Raw genomic sequence first — 15,644 nt, forward strand, 5'->3', positions numbered from 1 at the left:
TCAGGAGGGCCTCGCTGTGAGTCGGTCCTGCCAGCTCTCGCCGAGCCGGTCGTCGACGGCGTGGGCCAGGCAGTAGCAGTAGAGGTATCGGTTGATCGGTGTGACGCCCAGCCATTGCAGGGCTTCGTAGAGCCAGTTCACGAGGGCCCGGTACGCCTGGAAGGCGGGCGGTGTGCGCTCGGTGAAGCCGAGTTCGGCGAGCCGCCGGTGGAATTCGCTCGGTGTCGCCCCGGCGGCGTCCGGCCGACCCTCATCGGGGCCGGCCGGGCCCCGGAAAAGCTCCTCCAGGTCGTTCCGCAGCCGTGGTTCGCGCAGCTCGGCGAGCGCGGTGGAGCAGGCGGCGTGCCCGGGTAGCGTGTCGGGCCGGTGCAGGGCGCTGTCGACCAGCTGCCGGGTCTGCGGGGCGTACCGCTCGGCCGCGGCGGCGAATCGGGCCCGCAGCTCCTCGCCATCGGGCCGGGAGGCGAGGAAGGCCTCGGCGTGCGAGTGGAAGGAGAGGGATCCGAACCGCGCGCCGCCCGGGTAGGCAGCAGTCAGGCCTGCCATCCAGCGCAGGGCGGTGCCGGTGGCCCGGGACCGGGCGGCCGCCGTGTCGGCGGGCAGCAGGCCGGACAGCTCGCGGGCGAGCGCGGTCAGGAACCGGTGCCGTACGGCCGTCACCGGGCCCGGGACGGCGAGGTCGGTGGAGACGAGCACCGAGCCGTGCGGGTAGGGAAGTTCGTGCCGGACCGGCACGCCCTCGGCCCGGGCGAGCGCGCCTGCCCGGCGCGCGTACTCCTGGGGTGTCCAGGCGGCCGCCTGCCCGGCAACCTCGGCGAGCCGTTCGCGGGCCCGGGCGAGGACGTCGGCGGCGGGGGCCCCGTACCCCAGGTGCACGGCCAGGTGCGGACCGCCGTCCCAGTGCCGGGTCGGGAAGCACACCTCCAGCGCCGGGTTCGTGGCGAGGGCGGCGACCAGGGGCAGCGCCCCTTCGGTGAGCAACGGCAGCGTGTCGGAACGGTAGTCGTGGACGCGCAGGGTCGTCAGCACGCGGGGCCCTCCTGTCGGCCGGAGCGGGTACGGGGACGGGCGCCGCCCCCGGCGTCGGATCCGGTGTCGGCGCGGGCCGTGTCCGTCTCGGGGAGGTCGAACTCGAAGACCGCCTCGCGCACGTGGTGGCCCGCAGCAGGGCCCGGCAGGCATTCCTCCAGGTAAGGGTGCGTGAAGTCAGCGGCGTCCTTGGCGAAGGAGGCCAGGCCCAGTACCCCGGAGCTGTCCACGTACCGGGGCTTGGGCTGGGACACGGGACGCGAGGCAACGTCGGGCACGAGCGCCTCGCCGCGCTCCCACTCGGGCAGCTGCTTGACGAAGAACCGTGCGGGGACGCCGTGTTCGGCGCGCAACCGCACCAACCGGTGCAGGTCGTCGACCGAGCCACGGTGGGCGCCGGTCAGGACCGTGGCGTCCGGCAGGTACCAGCGGCGGCGCTGAAGCACCAGGTCGCCGTGGCGCAGCCGGGGCACGGCGATCACCCCGTCGGCGTCGGGGCGGGCACGCTCACGGAAGACGTGGTCGTAGATGCAGGCGATCACACCGCCTCCCTGGAGCCACAGGGCGATCCGGCTGGGGGAGGGCAGCAGGTCCCAGCGGGTGGAGCCGATCGTGATCGGGCGCAGGCCGCGCGGGGTACGCCAGCGCAGCCGGCCGGTCGGACCCTTGTCGACGAGGACGGTGCCCGCCCAATCACGGGCGGTCATCTCCTCGTCGAGGAGCGGGGGGTGGCAGCCGGTGTTGAAGCCGTGTGCGGCCCGGTCCTCGGCGACGGCCGGGCCCAGGACGCGGCGCAGCCGGGCGCGCAGGCGGGTGGTGGCGTCACCGCCCGTTGCGGTGTCGGCTTCCAGGAACCGGGCGGCGGTGGCACCGTACCCCCCATACCAGCCGTTGGCCGCCCAGTGGCCGTCCGCGTACTGGGCCATGAGGGCGTACGAGGCTCCGTCCGCGTGGAGCCAGTCCGGCAGGGCGGCGGCCCATGCCCGCAGGTGCTCGTCCTCGATGACGGCGTCGGCGCCGTCCCCCGCCGCGACGGCCGCCGCGAACAGGTCGGCCAGGTCGTTCAGCACGCGCCGCCGGTAAGCCCACAGGTCCGCCATCGCCGTCCGGCCGGCCGGGTCGAGCAGTACGTCGTCCCCGGCGGCGGCGGAGGTGGCGAGGCGGGCGGCGTCCGCGGCGAGGTTCTCGGCCTCCGCGACGAGCCGGACGGCCCCGCCTCGGGCGCGGATCGCGGCCTGGAGCCCGATGCGCAGGTCGGCCTTGAGGTCGAAGGCGCCGAGGACGGGCAGCAGGGCCGCCGCCGCGGCGGCCGGGGACTCCTCGGGGCCGGGTACGGGCGGCAGGGCGGCGACCGCGTCCTCGTACAGCTGCGGTCCCAGCGCCTCGGCGTGCGGCAGTCGGGCCGCGGCGGCGCGGAACCGGGCGTGCAGGGCGGGTCGGTCGGCCGGGGTGTCGCCGGCGAGGAGCGCGGTCGTCTCGGCCAGTTCCGCGACGACGGCGCGCAAGCCGCCGTCCGCGTCCCCGTCTCCGGCCGGGGCCTCGGGAAGGGCGTCGTGACATGCCGTCAGGAAGTGCGGGTCCTGGTCGTCCACGGGCAGGGCGGGTCCGAGCAGTCCGGCGCTGAGTGCCGCGCGCATGACCTGCTCGGCGCGGGTGGCCGGGCAGCCGAGAGCCTCGGCGAGCCGCCCGGCCAACTCCTCCCACGCGTGGACGCCGTAGCGGGCGACGGCGGTGAGTTCGGTGAGTTCCCGGCCCCGGCGCAGGGTCACCTTGCGCGGTCGGGGGTGGGCCGGGGTGATGGCCATGAACGCCAGCTCGTCGGGCCCGGCGGGCAGCAGCGGAGCCAGCCGCACGGGGCAGCCGGGTCGCGGCTCGGGTTCCAGTGCGGACAGCAGTGCGCCGCGCTGGACTTCCACCGTGCGCAGCGCGACGGTGGGCGGCGCGGCGGCCCAGCGGGCGGCGGCCGGGGTGGCTCCCGCGGCCTGGTCGGATGCCGAAAGGGCGACGGCGGTGAACCGGGACCGCGGGCTGGTGCGGGTCATGGCCCGCAGTGCGTAAGCGGTGATGCGGGGTTCGGACTTGCGGTCGGCCCGCGCAGCGTCGCCGCCGGAGTCGGCGTAGCGCCGGACAGCGGCGCCCAGGTGCGGGCTGATCAGCTCGACGGAGGAGGCGAAGTCGGCCTCGACGCACAGCAGGCTCAGGACGTGCCGCTCGTGGGCTGCCGCCGTCGTGCGGTCGTGCGCGGCGCGTTCGAGCAGTGTGCGGTACGTGGCGGCGGCCGTCTGCCAGTCGGCGACAGCCGGGAGGCGGACCGCGGCGTTATCGGCGGCCGGCGCGGTGAGCGGGGTGAGGGGCTTGTCGCGGATCCTGCGGCGGGTGCGCAGGTATGCGGCCGGGGCGCAGGCGCGGCCGGCAGACTCCGCGAGGACGCGGTCGGCGCGGCGTGCCGCCGCCAGGGCACGGCCCGCTGTCTCGGCGAGGGAGTCCCACGCGGCGGCGGTCTGCGGCCGTACGAGCGGGGTGTACGGCAGGGGATTGACCCGTGTGGCGGCCGTGTCGGCCGCGACGAATCGCCGCATGGCAGGCGATGCCCTTCTGGCTTGCCCGGCCTGCAGGGAATGGGCCCGGCCGGGGGTGGTTCCGTGTCGGCTGGCGTGCCGGGGGCCGATTGCCAGCCCCCGGCGACGGATCAGCTGCTGCTGCTGCAGCAGGAGCAGCTGGCCCGGCAGCACGAGGCTCCGTCCGAAGCCCCCATCACCGGCAGACCGGTGGTGTCGGGCACGTCCTCAACGGCGATCTCGTCGAGGGAGAACTCCTCGAAGTCGATGTCCAGAGCGTTCATGACGCCTCCTTGGATTCGGAGTCCACGACCGGGCACGTCGAGGGTTTTCGACGGCCGGCCGGTGACCGGTTCTTGTGGATCAATCCCTGAAGCTACGATCTGATGATCACGAGAACCAGAGGCGTATCGGACATTCCGCTTCTGTCTGCCAAAACCCGAGATTCCAGGGTTTCCGGCCCATCGATGCCATAGCTTCCACATGATCCCCACCAACGCGGGTGGCTTGATTTCACTGGTGAAGTCCGGGAGGGGGCATGCCATTTCGGTCACCCCCGGGGCGTGCCGACACCGCTGCCCACAAGGGAAGGTGAGGCTGGTGGGGGTGGTGGTCGGTGTACTGGGTGTTGGCTGGTCTGGTGTGTTGTGGGTTTGTTGAGAGACCGGCCGAAGGGTTCCAAAGGTTGGCCGGTGTATGTGACCTGGGGCTGTGTCTCCTGTGTTGAGGTGTAAATGGCTCGCCTGGCGTTTGTGCTGGTTGCAGCCTTTTTGTGTGCCGGGTTCTGGTGGGGTTAGCGGTGTGAGCTGGGGGTGTGGTGGTGGGGTTTGGGTGTCGTCGGTGTGTGATGGCGTTCTGCCTGGTACGGCACTGTTGCTGGGTCCGTGGTGGCTGTCATGGGGTGACCAAGGTGCTGCCATGTGCCGATAGCACGTTGATTGCGTGGCTGTCACGGGGTTGAAAGTTCCTGTGTTCAGGGTGGTCTTTTTGGGCTGTCCTGGGGGGGTGTGGCTGGTCGGTCGGGTCGTGTACGTGGTGAGGCTGGGTTTGCGGAGGCTGGGTCGCGTCGTGCCCAGGTGGTTCGGCGTCTGCTCGCGGTGGACGAGTCAGGGGTCGTGTCGCGGCTGCATGTGAGGGTTGCTGCGGAGTTCGCCGGCGTTTCGGAGCGGACGGTGTGGCGGTGGCTCGCTGAGGGACGGGCGGGGCAGATCGAGCCGCGGAGGCGTCAGGGCGGGTTCTCGTTAAGCGTGCCGTTGTGGGCGGTGCTGGCGGAGGTGGGCGGGAACGTCTCGGGCTTGCATCGGCGGATGGAGCAAGCTCGCGCGGAGGGGGTGTTGGAGGAGTGGGGCGTTGTGCTGCTGGCCGAGAAGGCGGGAGTGGACCTGTCTGCGGCCTCGGTGTCTGCCCTGTTCATCAAGCAGCCGTCCCAGGTGAAGCTGTCCACCCTGGCTGCGCTGTGCATTGCCCTGGACTGCGCTCCTGGAGATCTCCTCGTGCTGAGTCCCGCAGCACTGGCCCCGCTCTCGGTACCCGTACTGGCGGGGCTGTCAGGCGGGCAGCTGTCGTCTGCCCCGCTGAGGGCTGCCGGGAGACGGTCACTGCCTCCCTTGTGACCTCCGTGGCTCTTCGCTGTTCGTCCTCCCTTTACCTGGCAGGTTCAAGATCCATGTCAGTGTCCGCTCCTGTCGCCGTGCAGGGCCGCTGCCCCGGCTGTACGAAGCTGCGCCGGCTGCGCCCAGGCTCTGGCCTGTGCGCCTGGTGCTTGCGGACGTGTCCTGGTTGCGGGGGTGGCAGGCGCTCGGCGGAGGAGGTGTGCGCGGCTTGCCGGCGCCGGGCCGCGGGCGGCCACGGGCGTGGCTCGTGTCAGCGATGCGGGCGCCGGCGCACCCTCGATGCGGCGACCCAGTGGTGCCGTCCGTGCTCCGATCCGGCGAGGGCGGAGCCGCCTGCGGCCTGTACGGGGTGCGGTGTGCCGTCCCAGTGGGCGCGGGGCATGTGCAAGCGCTGCTACGAATACTCGCCTCACACGGTCACAACCCGCGCGGCTGGCTGGGCCCGCCGGATGCCCTGCACGCCGTCGTGGTGGGAGGAGTTCGCCATGCATCTGGCGACGCACCGCAACGTCTTCTATGGCGCGGACGCCCTCGCTCACACGGCCCGTCTTCTCATCGACACGGGCTACACCGACCCGCACGGTCTGCTCGCCGAGGCCCGCCATACGCGCCCCTGGCTCAGCCGGCTGCTCGCGGACTTCTTCCACACCCACCACCTCCTCGACGCCCCCACAGACATCCAGAACACGCGAGCCGCAGCCCGTCGTGAGCGCCGGATCGAGGCCGTGCCTGCCTCGCTGCGCCTCGCCGTACGTGCTTTCGCGGAGGTACTGGTGGCCCGGCGGGAGAATGCCGAGCGTCTCGGGCTGCGGCCGAATCAGCTCAAGACCATCGAGATCCGCCTCGACACCGTCCGGGACCTGGCACTCCACCTCCACGCGAAGGGACACACCACCTGGGCAGGCGTGAACACCGGCGACCTTGAAGCGTTCCTGGCCCGGAACCCGGCTCGCCGGGCTTCCTGGCTGGCGGGGTTGAGGCAGTTCTTCTCCCACGCCCACCGGACCGGCCTGGTGCTGCACGACCCCGCCGCGGCGATGGAGGCCCCGCAGCCACGCGGCTTCAGCGGCTCCACCCTCACCCTCGATGAGCAGTGTGTCTTCTACCGCCGCTGGACCGCTGGCGAGGGTGTCCTGCCGCACGAGGCGTTCATCGGCCTGGCGGCTCTTCTGCACGCTGCCACCACCACCGAACTCCGCCATCTCACCCTCATGGACATCGCGACTGTCTCCCGAACGGTCCGCTTCCCCGGGCGCAGTGTCGATCTCGCTCTCGATGACGCCACGTGGCGAGCCCTGGAAGCTTGCCTCACTCACCGCCGCGCCCTGCACACGGACAACCCGCACGTACTGGTCACCCGGCTCACCAGAGTCACCACCGATCCCGCCGGCGCAGCCCACATCAGAGACAGCCTCGCACCAGCTGGGCTCCTCCCGCGGACCCTGCGCTCCACACGGCTGCTCACCCTTGCTGACGAACTCGACTTCAAGCAGCTCACCGTGGCCCTGGGAATGTCCTACGGTGGAACTGCCCGTTACCGGTGGCAGCCTGTATGACGGGCCATTGATTTAGTGCTTGTGCTGGTGTTCTGGCCTGGGTGTGTGCAGGTTGGTTGGCTGGTACGCGGGTGTGGTGGGTGTTGTTCTGACTGTCGGGGCTGGCCTATGGAGGGCCTGGCGGGCTTTGGTCCTGGCCCATGGCCTGGTGGTTTCTCAGGTTGGTCGGGTCTGTCAGGTGTGTGTGGTTGTACCGATTTTTTGTGCAGGTGTAACGGCCCGTCTATAAGCAGCGGCGTCGGGGTCGTTCCCGCTTGGTGTGGATCCAGGCCCGGAGCAGGTCGTCGGTTGGGAGTACGAGGCGGTCCAGGCCGAGGGCGTGGGCGGTCTGGTCGAGGAAGCCGGTGCCGGTTCCGGTCTGGCCGCGGGGTGTGCGTGTGAGGTGTCGGGCGAGTGCGACGGTTTCGGGGTAGGTGACCGCATCGCGTCCGGTCAGTGCCCAGGACCTCCCGTGGGCGGGTGTCGGGTTGGTGTCCGCGAGGCGGGTGAGCCGGTGGTGCCAGCGTTGGGTGAGGTGCTGCTGGTGGTCGTACCAGCGGGTGGTGATCATGTCCGCCCATTGGTAGGCGGTGGTGGGGTCGGGGCGGCGTACGAGACGCCGGTGGGCGTGGTGGGCTTGGGCGAGCTCCGGTAGTGCTCGGGTGTTCAGGGATGCCGTGTCGCCGGGTGGGGTGCCCCATTGGTGGTGGCGTGGGCACAGCCGCCTGTGTGGGGCCTGGTAGGCCCATGCCTGGCTGGTGGTTCCGTGGGTGTGGCGGAGCGTGCACTGGGGGCAGGTGCGGGTGGTCTGGCGGGCGGGTTCAAGAGGCTGCCAGCGAGCGGTCGGATGGCCGGGGTCCGGGCCTCCTGACCCATGGAGGCCCCTTCCCAGGGCGAGCTGCAGCTCGGGGACGCGGGCGAACGTGGCGACGTGGTGGAGTGCTGTGGGGGAGAGGACGATCTCGCTGTGGCCTGGCGTGCTGCCCGGGCGGCCGTGGATGGTGATGCCGATGCCTTCGAGGAGCTGGTGTGAGTCCAGACGGTAAGTGCCGGCGAGGCGGTTGAGGTAGGAGGCGGTCGACTCGCGCAGTAGCGGCCTGACGCGTATCGCTCCGGGCGCGGTGGGGTTCGGCGTGTTGGTGGCGGGCGCTGCCGGGGTGCTCACGGCAGCTCTGCTCTGGCCGGTGGGCCGTTGTGGTGTCCGCTTCGGCGCCGGCGGGTGGGGCTGGCCTGGGGTCGGGGGCGGTGGTTGTCTTCGGCGAGGTGGTCGAGGGTGATGGCTTCCAGGCTGGCTTTGGTGATGCGTTCGGTGTTGTCGAGGATCGCGGTGATGGCGGCCTGGCGTAGGAGGCGGGCGAGGCTGCCGATGCGCCCGCCGGTGCGGGCATGGAGGTAGAGGGCGAGGCGGGGCAGGGTCCCGGGCCGGTGCTCTTTGAGGTCGAGGCAGGCCTCCAGCGAGGCGACCAGGTCGCGGAAGGGTTGGCTGGTGCCTCGGCGGGCAGGGATGGTGTCGCAGTCGATGAGGGTGGCGCGGCCAGCGAGTTGCGCGCCCCGGATACCGGTGAACAGGGGCGTGGCGGTGACGTCGATGCCGGCGTAGACGAACGTCGCTCCGATGCGTTCGGTGAGGTCTTTGAGCAGGTCGGTGGCTTCGGCGCCGGTGCTGGTGCGGGGGTTGAGCCGGTGGATCTCGTCGATCATCACCAACCGGACGCCTGCCCGGGTGTAGGTGTCGCAGACCGACGTCATGATCTGGGCCTGTGTCATGCGGTGGGTGAGGGGGATGCCGAGGAAGCGGGCGAACTCCGCGGCCAGGGTCTTCGCACTGGCTCCGGGTGGGACGAGGATGTACGCGACGGGCATCTGGTCGCGGATGCCGGTGCGGGCGAGTTCGGCATGGTGGCAGGTGCGGCCGACTTGCAGGAGCGCGGTGGTCTTCCCGGTGGTCGGGGGCCCGGTGACGATCAGGCTGGGGCGGGCGGTGGCCCGTTGGTGGCGGCCCAGGACCATGAGGGTGCGCACGGTGGTCGAGATGGTGTTGATGGCCGGGGTGCGGACGGTGACGAAGTCGGAGTGGTAGGCGAGCCGCTCCTCGACGCTGCGTGCCGGCGTATCGGGGCCCGGCGGCGCTGGGGGAGGGGTGTCGACGAACTGCTGCCAGCCCTGCCACGTCGTCGGCGGCAAGGCGTCGCCCGGACCTGGTTCCGGCGTCGGATCGTGGTTCACCACTTCTCTGCCTCCCGCCGGGCGTCGTAGAGGCCGAACCCGCCAGCCTTCGCTGCCGAGGCCCAGTCCTCGTCGTCTTCGTCGATGTCCTCGAGGTCGTCCAGGCTTTCCACGCCGTCGAGGCCGGGGTCGTCTCCGGTGGCCTGGCCCGGCAGGCGCACGCTGGTCCCGGACGTCTCACGGAGAGCCTGAGCTGCGCCACCGCCACCGTCGGCGATGGCAGGCGTGTCGGGCCACGCCGGGAGGGAGGCCCGTACGCGCTTTGCCCCTGCCGCCTCACCGGAAGATGGGCGGGCGTTTGTCCCGGAGCGGGCACGCGTGAGGATCGCCTGGAGAGCGTCGGCGAGATCAGCCTCGTACCGTTCGCTGTCGCCACGGTGTTCGACCTCGCTCTTGAGGTGCTGCCAGAGGTGGTCGTTGAAGGGCTGGTGGACGTGGTCGCGGTGGATCCATCCGATCTCGGCTAGTGACCTGAGTCAGAGATTCGTCGTTAGTCGAGCATGAGTCGTCCGGGTCCGAAGATTCCGCCGTTGTCGGTCACTGGTGCCCAGCGGGCGGTGTTGGAGGGCTGGTTACGTCGCCGTACGACGGCTCAGGCTTTGGCTCAGCGGTCGCGGATCGTGCTGGAGTGCGCCGAAGGCCACTCGATCATGGAGGTGTCCCGCCGGCTGCGGATCGTGCCGGACACGGTCCGCACCTGGCGGCGCCGCTTCATCGAGCGGGGACTGGACGGCTTGTGCGACGAACCGCGGCCCGGTGTCCCACGGAAGATCACAGATGCTGACGTCGAGCGGGTCATCGTCAAGACGCTTGAGGAGACGCCGAAGAACGCGACCCACTGGTCGACGAGATCGATGGCCGCGGCCACGGGCATGTCGCAGTCGACGGTCTCGCGGATCTGGCGGGCGTTCGCGCTGGCGCCACACCGGTCGCAGACATTCAAGCTGTCCACCGACCCGCTGTTCATCGACAAGGTCCGCGATGTCGTCGGCCTGTATCTCGACCCGCCGGAGAAGGCTCTGGTTCTCTGCGTGGACGAGAAGTCGCAGATCCAGGCCCTGGACCGGTCCCAGCCGGTCCTGCCGATGGTGCCCGGTGTTCCCGAACGCCGCAGCCACGACTACGTCCGGGCCGGGACCACGACCCTTTTCGCCGCCCTCGAGGTCGCTACCGGCAAGGTCATCGGATCCCTTCACCGGCGCCACCGGGCAGCGGAGTTCAAGAAGTTCCTCAACAAGCTCGACAAGGAAATTCCGGCTGACCTGCAGGTTCATCTGATCCTGGACAACTATGCCACCCACAAGACACCCGACATCAAACGTTGGCTGCTGGCCCACTCACGTTTCCACCTGCACTTCACGCCGACGAGCGCGTCGTGGTTGAACCTGGTCGAGCGGTGGTTCGCCGAGCTGACTCAGAAGAAGCTCAAGCGCGGCGTCCACCGCTCCGTCCGGGCCCTCGAACGCGACATCCGGGCATGGGTGGCCGACTGGAACGAGCAGCCCAGGCCCTTCGTCTGGACAAAGACCGCCGACGAGATCCTCGACAAAGTCGCCGCGTACTGCCACCGAATCTCTGACTCAGGTCACTAGGTGTCCGTCGGGCAGGCGGATCCAGACCTGCCGTGCGTCGTGAGGGTTGTGGTGGACTTCCCATTTCCCGCTGCGGGCGTGGATGTCGGAGGGCTGTCCGCGGAGCGGGTTGAGGATAGCGTCGTCGTAGGTGCGGTGACTGATGCGGATCCCGCGGTCGGTGATCTTGTGCCAGCGGGTGGGCAGCAGCTCGACGTAGTCGCGGCCGGTCAACGGCACCGGCATGTACCCGAATGCGGCGATGAGCGCGGCCCACATCTCGTTCGGAGACAAGGCGGCCTGGGCCATCGTGGGGTGCCGCAGGCCTTCGTGGGGCCGGGGCTGCCAGCCGGCGGTGATCCACTCATCGAGGAGGTCCTGGAGCTGCGCCACGCTCCAGCAGGCTTCCTTCTGAACGTCGCGGCCGCGCTGGACGACGTTGGAGCCGGTATAGCCGGCGACGTACTGGCAGAAGAGGGTGTTGATCGAGGCGAAGGTCCGCTCCACGGGCCCCTTAGCGGCGGGCTGGCGCGGAGGCGCGGGCTGAAGGCTGACCCCGAGGGTTTCGCAGGCGGCGCGGAAGGCTGCCGAGAGGTAGATGTTCCCGCGGTCGACGATGACGGTCTCGGGGACGATGACCGGCCGGGCCGCCGCGTGCTCCAGCCGCGCGTCGATGTCCAGGAGCCGCTCGTAGGGGATGCTCGCGTGCGCGAGGTGCAGGCAGGCGGGCCAGTGGGGGCGGACCGGGTGCGGGACGGCCATCTCGGCGAGGAGCAGCGCGGCATCGACGGCTTTGGTCCCGCCCGGCCGCAGTACCGCGGCAAGGATGCTGCGGGTGGCGACATCCAGGGCGATCGTCAGCTCGGGACGGCCCGCCATGCCGTGGTCGGAGACGGCCATGATGTCCAGGCGCGTCGTGTCCAGCATGACCTGCTCCCCGGGCCGCAGCGCCGTGGTCGGGGTGAAGGGCGGCGTCGGGCTCGAGGCGGTCCGTGCGGGGCGGCCCGGCAGCTCCCTCGGATCGGCCAGCGCGCGCACGAGCCGGTTGAACGTGGACACCGGCGGCAGCAGCACACCCGTGTCGGGGCCGTGGGTCTCGGCGAGGACCTGCCGGGTGAGCTCCCGCAGCCCGGCAAGCGTGCCCTTGGAGCGCCCGCGCTGGCGCCGCAGCGCCTCCAACACCGCCACGACGACCTGCTCGTCGGCGCGCCCCGTCCGGCTGGAGGGTTTGGTGGTGCGGTGGTCGACCAGCCCCCACAGGCCCTGGCGGCGGTAGCGGGCCCGCATCCTGCGGATCGTCGGCGCGCTCACCCCCGTCCAGCCCAGTGCCGTGAGCTCGTCGGCCTTGGCTGCCACCCGATCGCTGGTCGGCCGCTCCAGCGCGTACGCCGGCCGCGGCACCCCCGCACTGCCCGGCCCGCCGGGCAGGCCGCACTCGATCTCCTGCAGGTGCCGCTGCCAGGCCAGCGCCCGTTCCTGCTCCCGCACCGGCACCGTCTCGAACAGCCCCCACTGCGGCACCGCCACCGCGGGCCGAGCACCGACCACCGCGAAATCGGCTGCCGCGCACAGGTAGCTGGTCAGGAGCGAGGTGACGGTTCCGTCCTCGGCAACCAGCCGTACGACGGACCCGTCCATGGCTGCCACCTGCCAGGTGCGGCCCTCGAAGACCACGTGCCCGCCCACCGCGACCACCGGCCGCCTCGCACCACGGCTGCTCATCACGCCTCCCCGCCCGTGACACCGGAAGCCGTGCCTGGCCGGGCGACGACCCGTTCGTGCAGGGGCCGGGACAATGACACGGTCAGCCGGCCGGACCACAGCGCGTGGAACACGGCCGGCCACACGCCCATGGGATCGCCTACTGCCCGCACGCCCTCGATCAGCGGCCGCGGATCCCGGAAAGCATCCTGCACCGCTGCCATCCGTTCCGGGCCACCGCCGTTGCGGGGGTGCCGGTAACCCGCGAGCCAGCGGACATTGGCCGCCAAGACCGCGTCGAGGGGCTCCAGCCGCTGGTAGACCCACCCCGCCTCCGCGCATGCCGCACCCACGTACTGCGCGGCCAGGCGCGCCCGTTCCCCGCCATCGCCAGGAATGGCGGGGCAGTCGGCCAGCAGGGCCGTCCCGTCGGCGTACCGGGCGAAGAGCTGCGGCACCCAGGACCGCACCCGGCCCTGCCCGTCACGCCACACGACCCGTACCGGCCGCCCGGCCAGACCTACGACCCCGGGATCGCGGTCGAGCACCATCAACTGGGAACGCATGGCCGCCGACCCGTGCACCACATGCCGGCCGGTCGTCGCCGACCACCACCATCCTGGTGCCCACCGCTTTCCCGGGATCACGGGAAAGGCCGCAACCGGCAGCAGCTCCTCGAACCGTACGGACGCGGCGGCCTGGTGCCACGGAAGCTGCCGCACACATCCCGACAGGTCCTTGAACTCCGCCTCACAGCCGGTGCCGGCCCGGCCGCCGTCTCCTTGTGCGTGACTGCTCATGGCCGACAGCCAAGTACGTGAACCGTGCGCACAAACACCGGTCGCGAAGGAGCCTCACGCGATCGAACGGACCACGCCCCAAGCGCGGGACACAGCCCGCACCCTTCTGCTACAGATCCGCCGACGTGAGTCGGCATGCGGGCACTGACGCAGGAGCGGGTCAGTCGTCCGCCACCGGCCCGCGCCCGGCGATCTCCGCTACGAGATCAGCGGGGATCTTGCCCCACTCGCCGACGAACTGCGGCGGCACGCCCGCCTGGAGTGCAGCGTGGGCAGCCTCCAGGAGCGCACGGTCCAGGATCTCGCTGCCCTTGGCGAGGAAGCGGAGCATGTTCCGGCTGGCCTCGGCGACGGGTCGACCATCGTGGACATGGACGTCACCCAACACTTGGACCGCCTCGTCCAGCAGCCGTTCCAGACGACCCCGATCGGCGTCCGGGACGGCCTTGCGCCAGCTGATGGTGCCGTCCTCCCGCTCGGCCAGCCGGTGCAGCTGCGCCCCCGTGGAGACGGGCTGCCGCTCACGGCTCACCCACCACGGGTTCTGGCCCCGGCCGTCAGGGTCCCCGATACCGCGGCGCCGGCGGACCACTGCGCCCAGCCATCCGGCGACGAGTGGCCCGTCGTAGTCGACCGCCACCACAGGTCCCAGCCAGGGACGCCCCACCCGCACGCCCAGCTCCCGGCAGAACGCACCGTCCACGGGCCGAGGCCGGATCTGTTCCCGCCCGCTGTCCGCCCAGGCCAGCTCCTCCATGGCAGGGTCCAGCAGCGCGTCGGCCACAGCGACGACCTCGGGAAAGACCACCGCGTCCCGGGCCACAGCGTGCCACCACCAAAACCTGGGCCCTGCGTCCCCGCCCGCAAGCCGGTGCAGCCGGGCCGGCCAGATCCGCTCCTCACCCCAACCCAAGGCCTGTTCCCACCACCGGCACACCACCGCCCTTGCGAGGCCGAACACCTCAGCCGGCTCCAGCCTGGCCCCGCGCGCCCGACGCTCTACCCTCGCCCACCGCCGCTGTGCCTGGGCCACTTCCGGACTCTCGCGCAGGTCGAGGTGCTCCAGGCCGTGGTCGACGTCAGCGTCGAGCTGCCACCGGTGGTGCCGCTCGCACACCCGCCGCCAACGCTCGGCGTAGCGGACTACACGCACGGTCTGTCCGGTGCGTCGGGCCGTGCAGAGCCGGCAGCCGAACGCCACCGGTTTCACCGCTGTGCCTGCGACGCGCCAGAGTGCTCTTGGAGCTCCTGACAGCTGCTCGTCGGTGAATTGCTCATCACCGTGCCACCACGATGGCAGGGCCTGCTCAAAAGCTTCCTCGTCAGCCCTACACAGTTTTGCCAGCATGGCTCGGCCGGCTTGGTTGAGTAGTACTTCGGAGTCGGCACGCGGCCTCCCGCCCGGGTGTCGTGGCTGGTGGTTGCTCCACTGCCAGTGACCCAGGAGTTCAGCGGGGGTCTGTCCGTAGCGGGCGGCGATCCGTGCAAGGAAGGAGAAGGTCGTTTCTCCGCGGAGGGGAGCGATCTGGAAGACCCCGGGTTTCATACCTTCAGGCTCCCAAAAGGAGGTACTGCGCGGTGGCCATTTGTCCTGGCCAAGGAGGTGTAGGTCCTTCTGGTGCCTCATCGAGGGAAGACGGCGCTGCGGTCTGGTGGTTGGGCATTCCCCCCGGTGACCTTTGGGATTCGCGGGTTGGCATGGGTGGGGGTTCAAGATTCACTTGGCAGTGGTGGGGTCGGTTGTCGGTGGGTGCCTGGACAGTAGTTGAAGAGGAGTGCGGCCCGTCTTGCCAGCGCTAATGGACATCCATGCGCGCTGGCAAGACGGGCCTTCGTTGTGAGGGCCCACTGGTCGAGATGTGGGGAGACTGAGAGTGGGACTCACGCAAGTTTGTGGCCGTTGGCTCGCAGGACAGCGGCGTCGGGGTGGTGCGGCATGAACCTTGATGTCGTCGTCACGGTTGTCATGGGCGTGGCAGCAGTGATAGGTGCCCTGTTCTTCCTGGGACGGAAGGTCCTGAAGGGGACCGAGATCCTGCTGTTGGATCTGGTGTCGGTCATTCGGGCCTTGGGCCGGGTTCGCCGTGCCTGGCACCAGACCCGCGAGGCTGTACCGCTGGATGCGGAGGGGGAGGAGAGGCCGCGTGCTCTCGGCTGACGTGTGGGCGGAGGTGCGCAGGTTGAGTGCCGCTGGTACTCCGATCAAGCAGATCGCGCGGAGTATGGGTCTGGCGCCTAACACGGTGCGTCGCCTCGTTCGTTCTGCTGAGCCGCCCCGATATCAGCGACCGGCCAGGACGTCGCTCGCCGAGCCATTCGAAGCACGGATTCTGCGCTTGCTGGAGAAGGAGCCTGCTCTGAATGCTGCTGAAATCGCACGACGCATCGAGTGGTCGGCATCCAGCAGCTTGCTGCGGTCCCACGTTGCCCGTCTGAGATTGCTTGTGCCGGCCAAACCGAAGCACCAACAGTTCCTGGCGGTGCCCTACGAGCGCCCCGGCCCGGGGTGGGCGGAGTGCGGCTTGTGGTGGCCTCCTTGTGAGCTCGCTGTGGGGCACGGGCAAACCCGCCGCTGTCCGGTGCTGGTCATGGTCGCTGGTGCTTCGGGCCG

14 protein-coding genes are annotated in these 15,644 nt (G+C 70.6%); 5 read left to right on the forward strand and 9 right to left on the reverse strand.

Going from position 1 to position 15,644, the window contains the following annotated elements:
• The 3 genes from ACV7NM_RS35130 to ACV7NM_RS35140 form a co-directional block, all read right to left on the reverse strand.
• Positions 1-1,029 carry a hypothetical protein gene (locus ACV7NM_RS35130; RefSeq protein WP_463414460.1) on the reverse strand — a complete coding sequence of 343 codons (1,029 nt, stop codon included), beginning with the start codon at positions 1,027-1,029 and terminating at the stop codon, positions 1-3.
• Positions 1,023-3,608 carry a lantibiotic dehydratase gene (locus ACV7NM_RS35135; RefSeq protein WP_463414461.1) on the reverse strand — a complete coding sequence of 862 codons (2,586 nt, stop codon included), beginning with the start codon at positions 3,606-3,608 and terminating at the stop codon, positions 1,023-1,025. The genes ACV7NM_RS35130 and ACV7NM_RS35135 overlap by 7 nt, the downstream gene beginning before the upstream one ends.
• Before the next feature lie 110 nt (positions 3,609-3,718).
• A complete protein-coding gene (locus ACV7NM_RS35140; RefSeq protein ID WP_463414462.1) occupies positions 3,719-3,871 on the reverse strand; it encodes a thiazolylpeptide-type bacteriocin in 153 nt (50 codons plus the stop codon).
• A 1,023-nt stretch (positions 3,872-4,894) separates the two neighbouring features.
• On the opposite strand from ACV7NM_RS35140, the gene ACV7NM_RS35145 reads away from it, so the two are divergent.
• Both ACV7NM_RS35145 and ACV7NM_RS35150 read left to right on the forward strand, forming a co-directional pair.
• The gene (locus tag ACV7NM_RS35145; RefSeq protein WP_463414463.1) at positions 4,895-5,200 is read left to right on the forward strand and encodes a helix-turn-helix domain-containing protein; all 306 of its coding nucleotides are present in this window, start codon (positions 4,895-4,897) and stop codon (positions 5,198-5,200) included.
• 485 nt (positions 5,201-5,685) lie between these two features.
• Positions 5,686-6,756 (forward strand): hypothetical protein, encoded by a 1,071-nt coding sequence (locus ACV7NM_RS35150; RefSeq protein ID WP_463414464.1) that lies wholly within the window; start codon positions 5,686-5,688, stop codon positions 6,754-6,756.
• Positions 6,757-6,979: 223 nt separating this feature from the next.
• On the opposite strand, the gene ACV7NM_RS35155 is transcribed toward ACV7NM_RS35150, so the two are convergent.
• The 3 genes from ACV7NM_RS35155 to ACV7NM_RS35165 are packed head-to-tail and all read right to left on the reverse strand — an operon-like array spanning position 6,980 to position 9,122.
• Positions 6,980-7,900 (reverse strand): TniQ family protein, encoded by a 921-nt coding sequence (locus tag ACV7NM_RS35155; RefSeq protein ID WP_463414465.1) that lies wholly within the window; start codon positions 7,898-7,900, stop codon positions 6,980-6,982.
• Positions 7,897-8,964 carry a TniB family NTP-binding protein gene (locus tag ACV7NM_RS35160; RefSeq protein WP_463414466.1) on the reverse strand — a complete coding sequence of 356 codons (1,068 nt, stop codon included), beginning with the start codon at positions 8,962-8,964 and terminating at the stop codon, positions 7,897-7,899. Before ACV7NM_RS35160 ends, ACV7NM_RS35155 begins: the two co-directional genes overlap by 4 nt.
• Positions 8,958-9,122 (reverse strand): hypothetical protein, encoded by a 165-nt coding sequence (locus ACV7NM_RS35165; RefSeq protein WP_463414467.1) that lies wholly within the window; start codon positions 9,120-9,122, stop codon positions 8,958-8,960. Before ACV7NM_RS35165 ends, ACV7NM_RS35160 begins: the two co-directional genes overlap by 7 nt.
• Before the next feature lie 339 nt (positions 9,123-9,461).
• On the opposite strand from ACV7NM_RS35165, the gene ACV7NM_RS35170 reads away from it, so the two are divergent.
• On the forward strand, positions 9,462-10,553 hold the full coding sequence (locus ACV7NM_RS35170; protein WP_463414468.1) for an IS630 family transposase: 1,092 nt from the start codon (positions 9,462-9,464) through the stop codon (positions 10,551-10,553).
• On the opposite strand, the gene ACV7NM_RS35175 is transcribed toward ACV7NM_RS35170, so the two are convergent.
• The 3 genes from ACV7NM_RS35175 to ACV7NM_RS35185 all read right to left on the reverse strand — a co-directional run bounded on the left by ACV7NM_RS35175 (position 10,542) and on the right by ACV7NM_RS35185 (position 14,186).
• Complete coding sequence (locus ACV7NM_RS35175; protein ID WP_463414469.1) at positions 10,542-12,254, reverse strand: transposase family protein; 1,713 nt, start codon at positions 12,252-12,254, stop codon at positions 10,542-10,544. The two genes, ACV7NM_RS35170 and ACV7NM_RS35175, sit on opposite strands and share 12 nt — an antisense overlap.
• Positions 12,254-13,033, reverse strand: a complete 780-nt coding sequence (locus ACV7NM_RS35180) for a TnsA-like heteromeric transposase endonuclease subunit (RefSeq protein ID WP_463414470.1) — start codon at positions 13,031-13,033, stop codon at positions 12,254-12,256. The genes ACV7NM_RS35175 and ACV7NM_RS35180 overlap by 1 nt, the downstream gene beginning before the upstream one ends.
• Positions 13,034-13,193: 160 nt before the next feature.
• Positions 13,194-14,186: a DNA-binding protein gene (locus tag ACV7NM_RS35185; RefSeq protein WP_463414471.1), complete on the reverse strand. Its 993-nt coding sequence runs from the start codon at positions 14,184-14,186 to the stop codon at positions 13,194-13,196.
• Between the two features lie 783 nt (positions 14,187-14,969).
• Between ACV7NM_RS35185 and ACV7NM_RS35190 the strand changes: the two genes are divergently transcribed.
• Together ACV7NM_RS35190 and ACV7NM_RS35195 are read left to right on the forward strand one after the other, a co-directional pair.
• Positions 14,970-15,191, forward strand: coding sequence for a hypothetical protein (locus ACV7NM_RS35190; protein ID WP_463414472.1), 222 nt, complete (start codon positions 14,970-14,972; stop codon positions 15,189-15,191).
• On the forward strand, positions 15,154-15,644 hold a 491-nt coding region (locus tag ACV7NM_RS35195), incomplete at its 3' end, for a helix-turn-helix domain-containing protein (protein WP_463414473.1). The genes ACV7NM_RS35190 and ACV7NM_RS35195, both read left to right, overlap by 38 nt.

Source organism: Streptomyces sp. Tek67B01, from assembly GCF_055231995.1.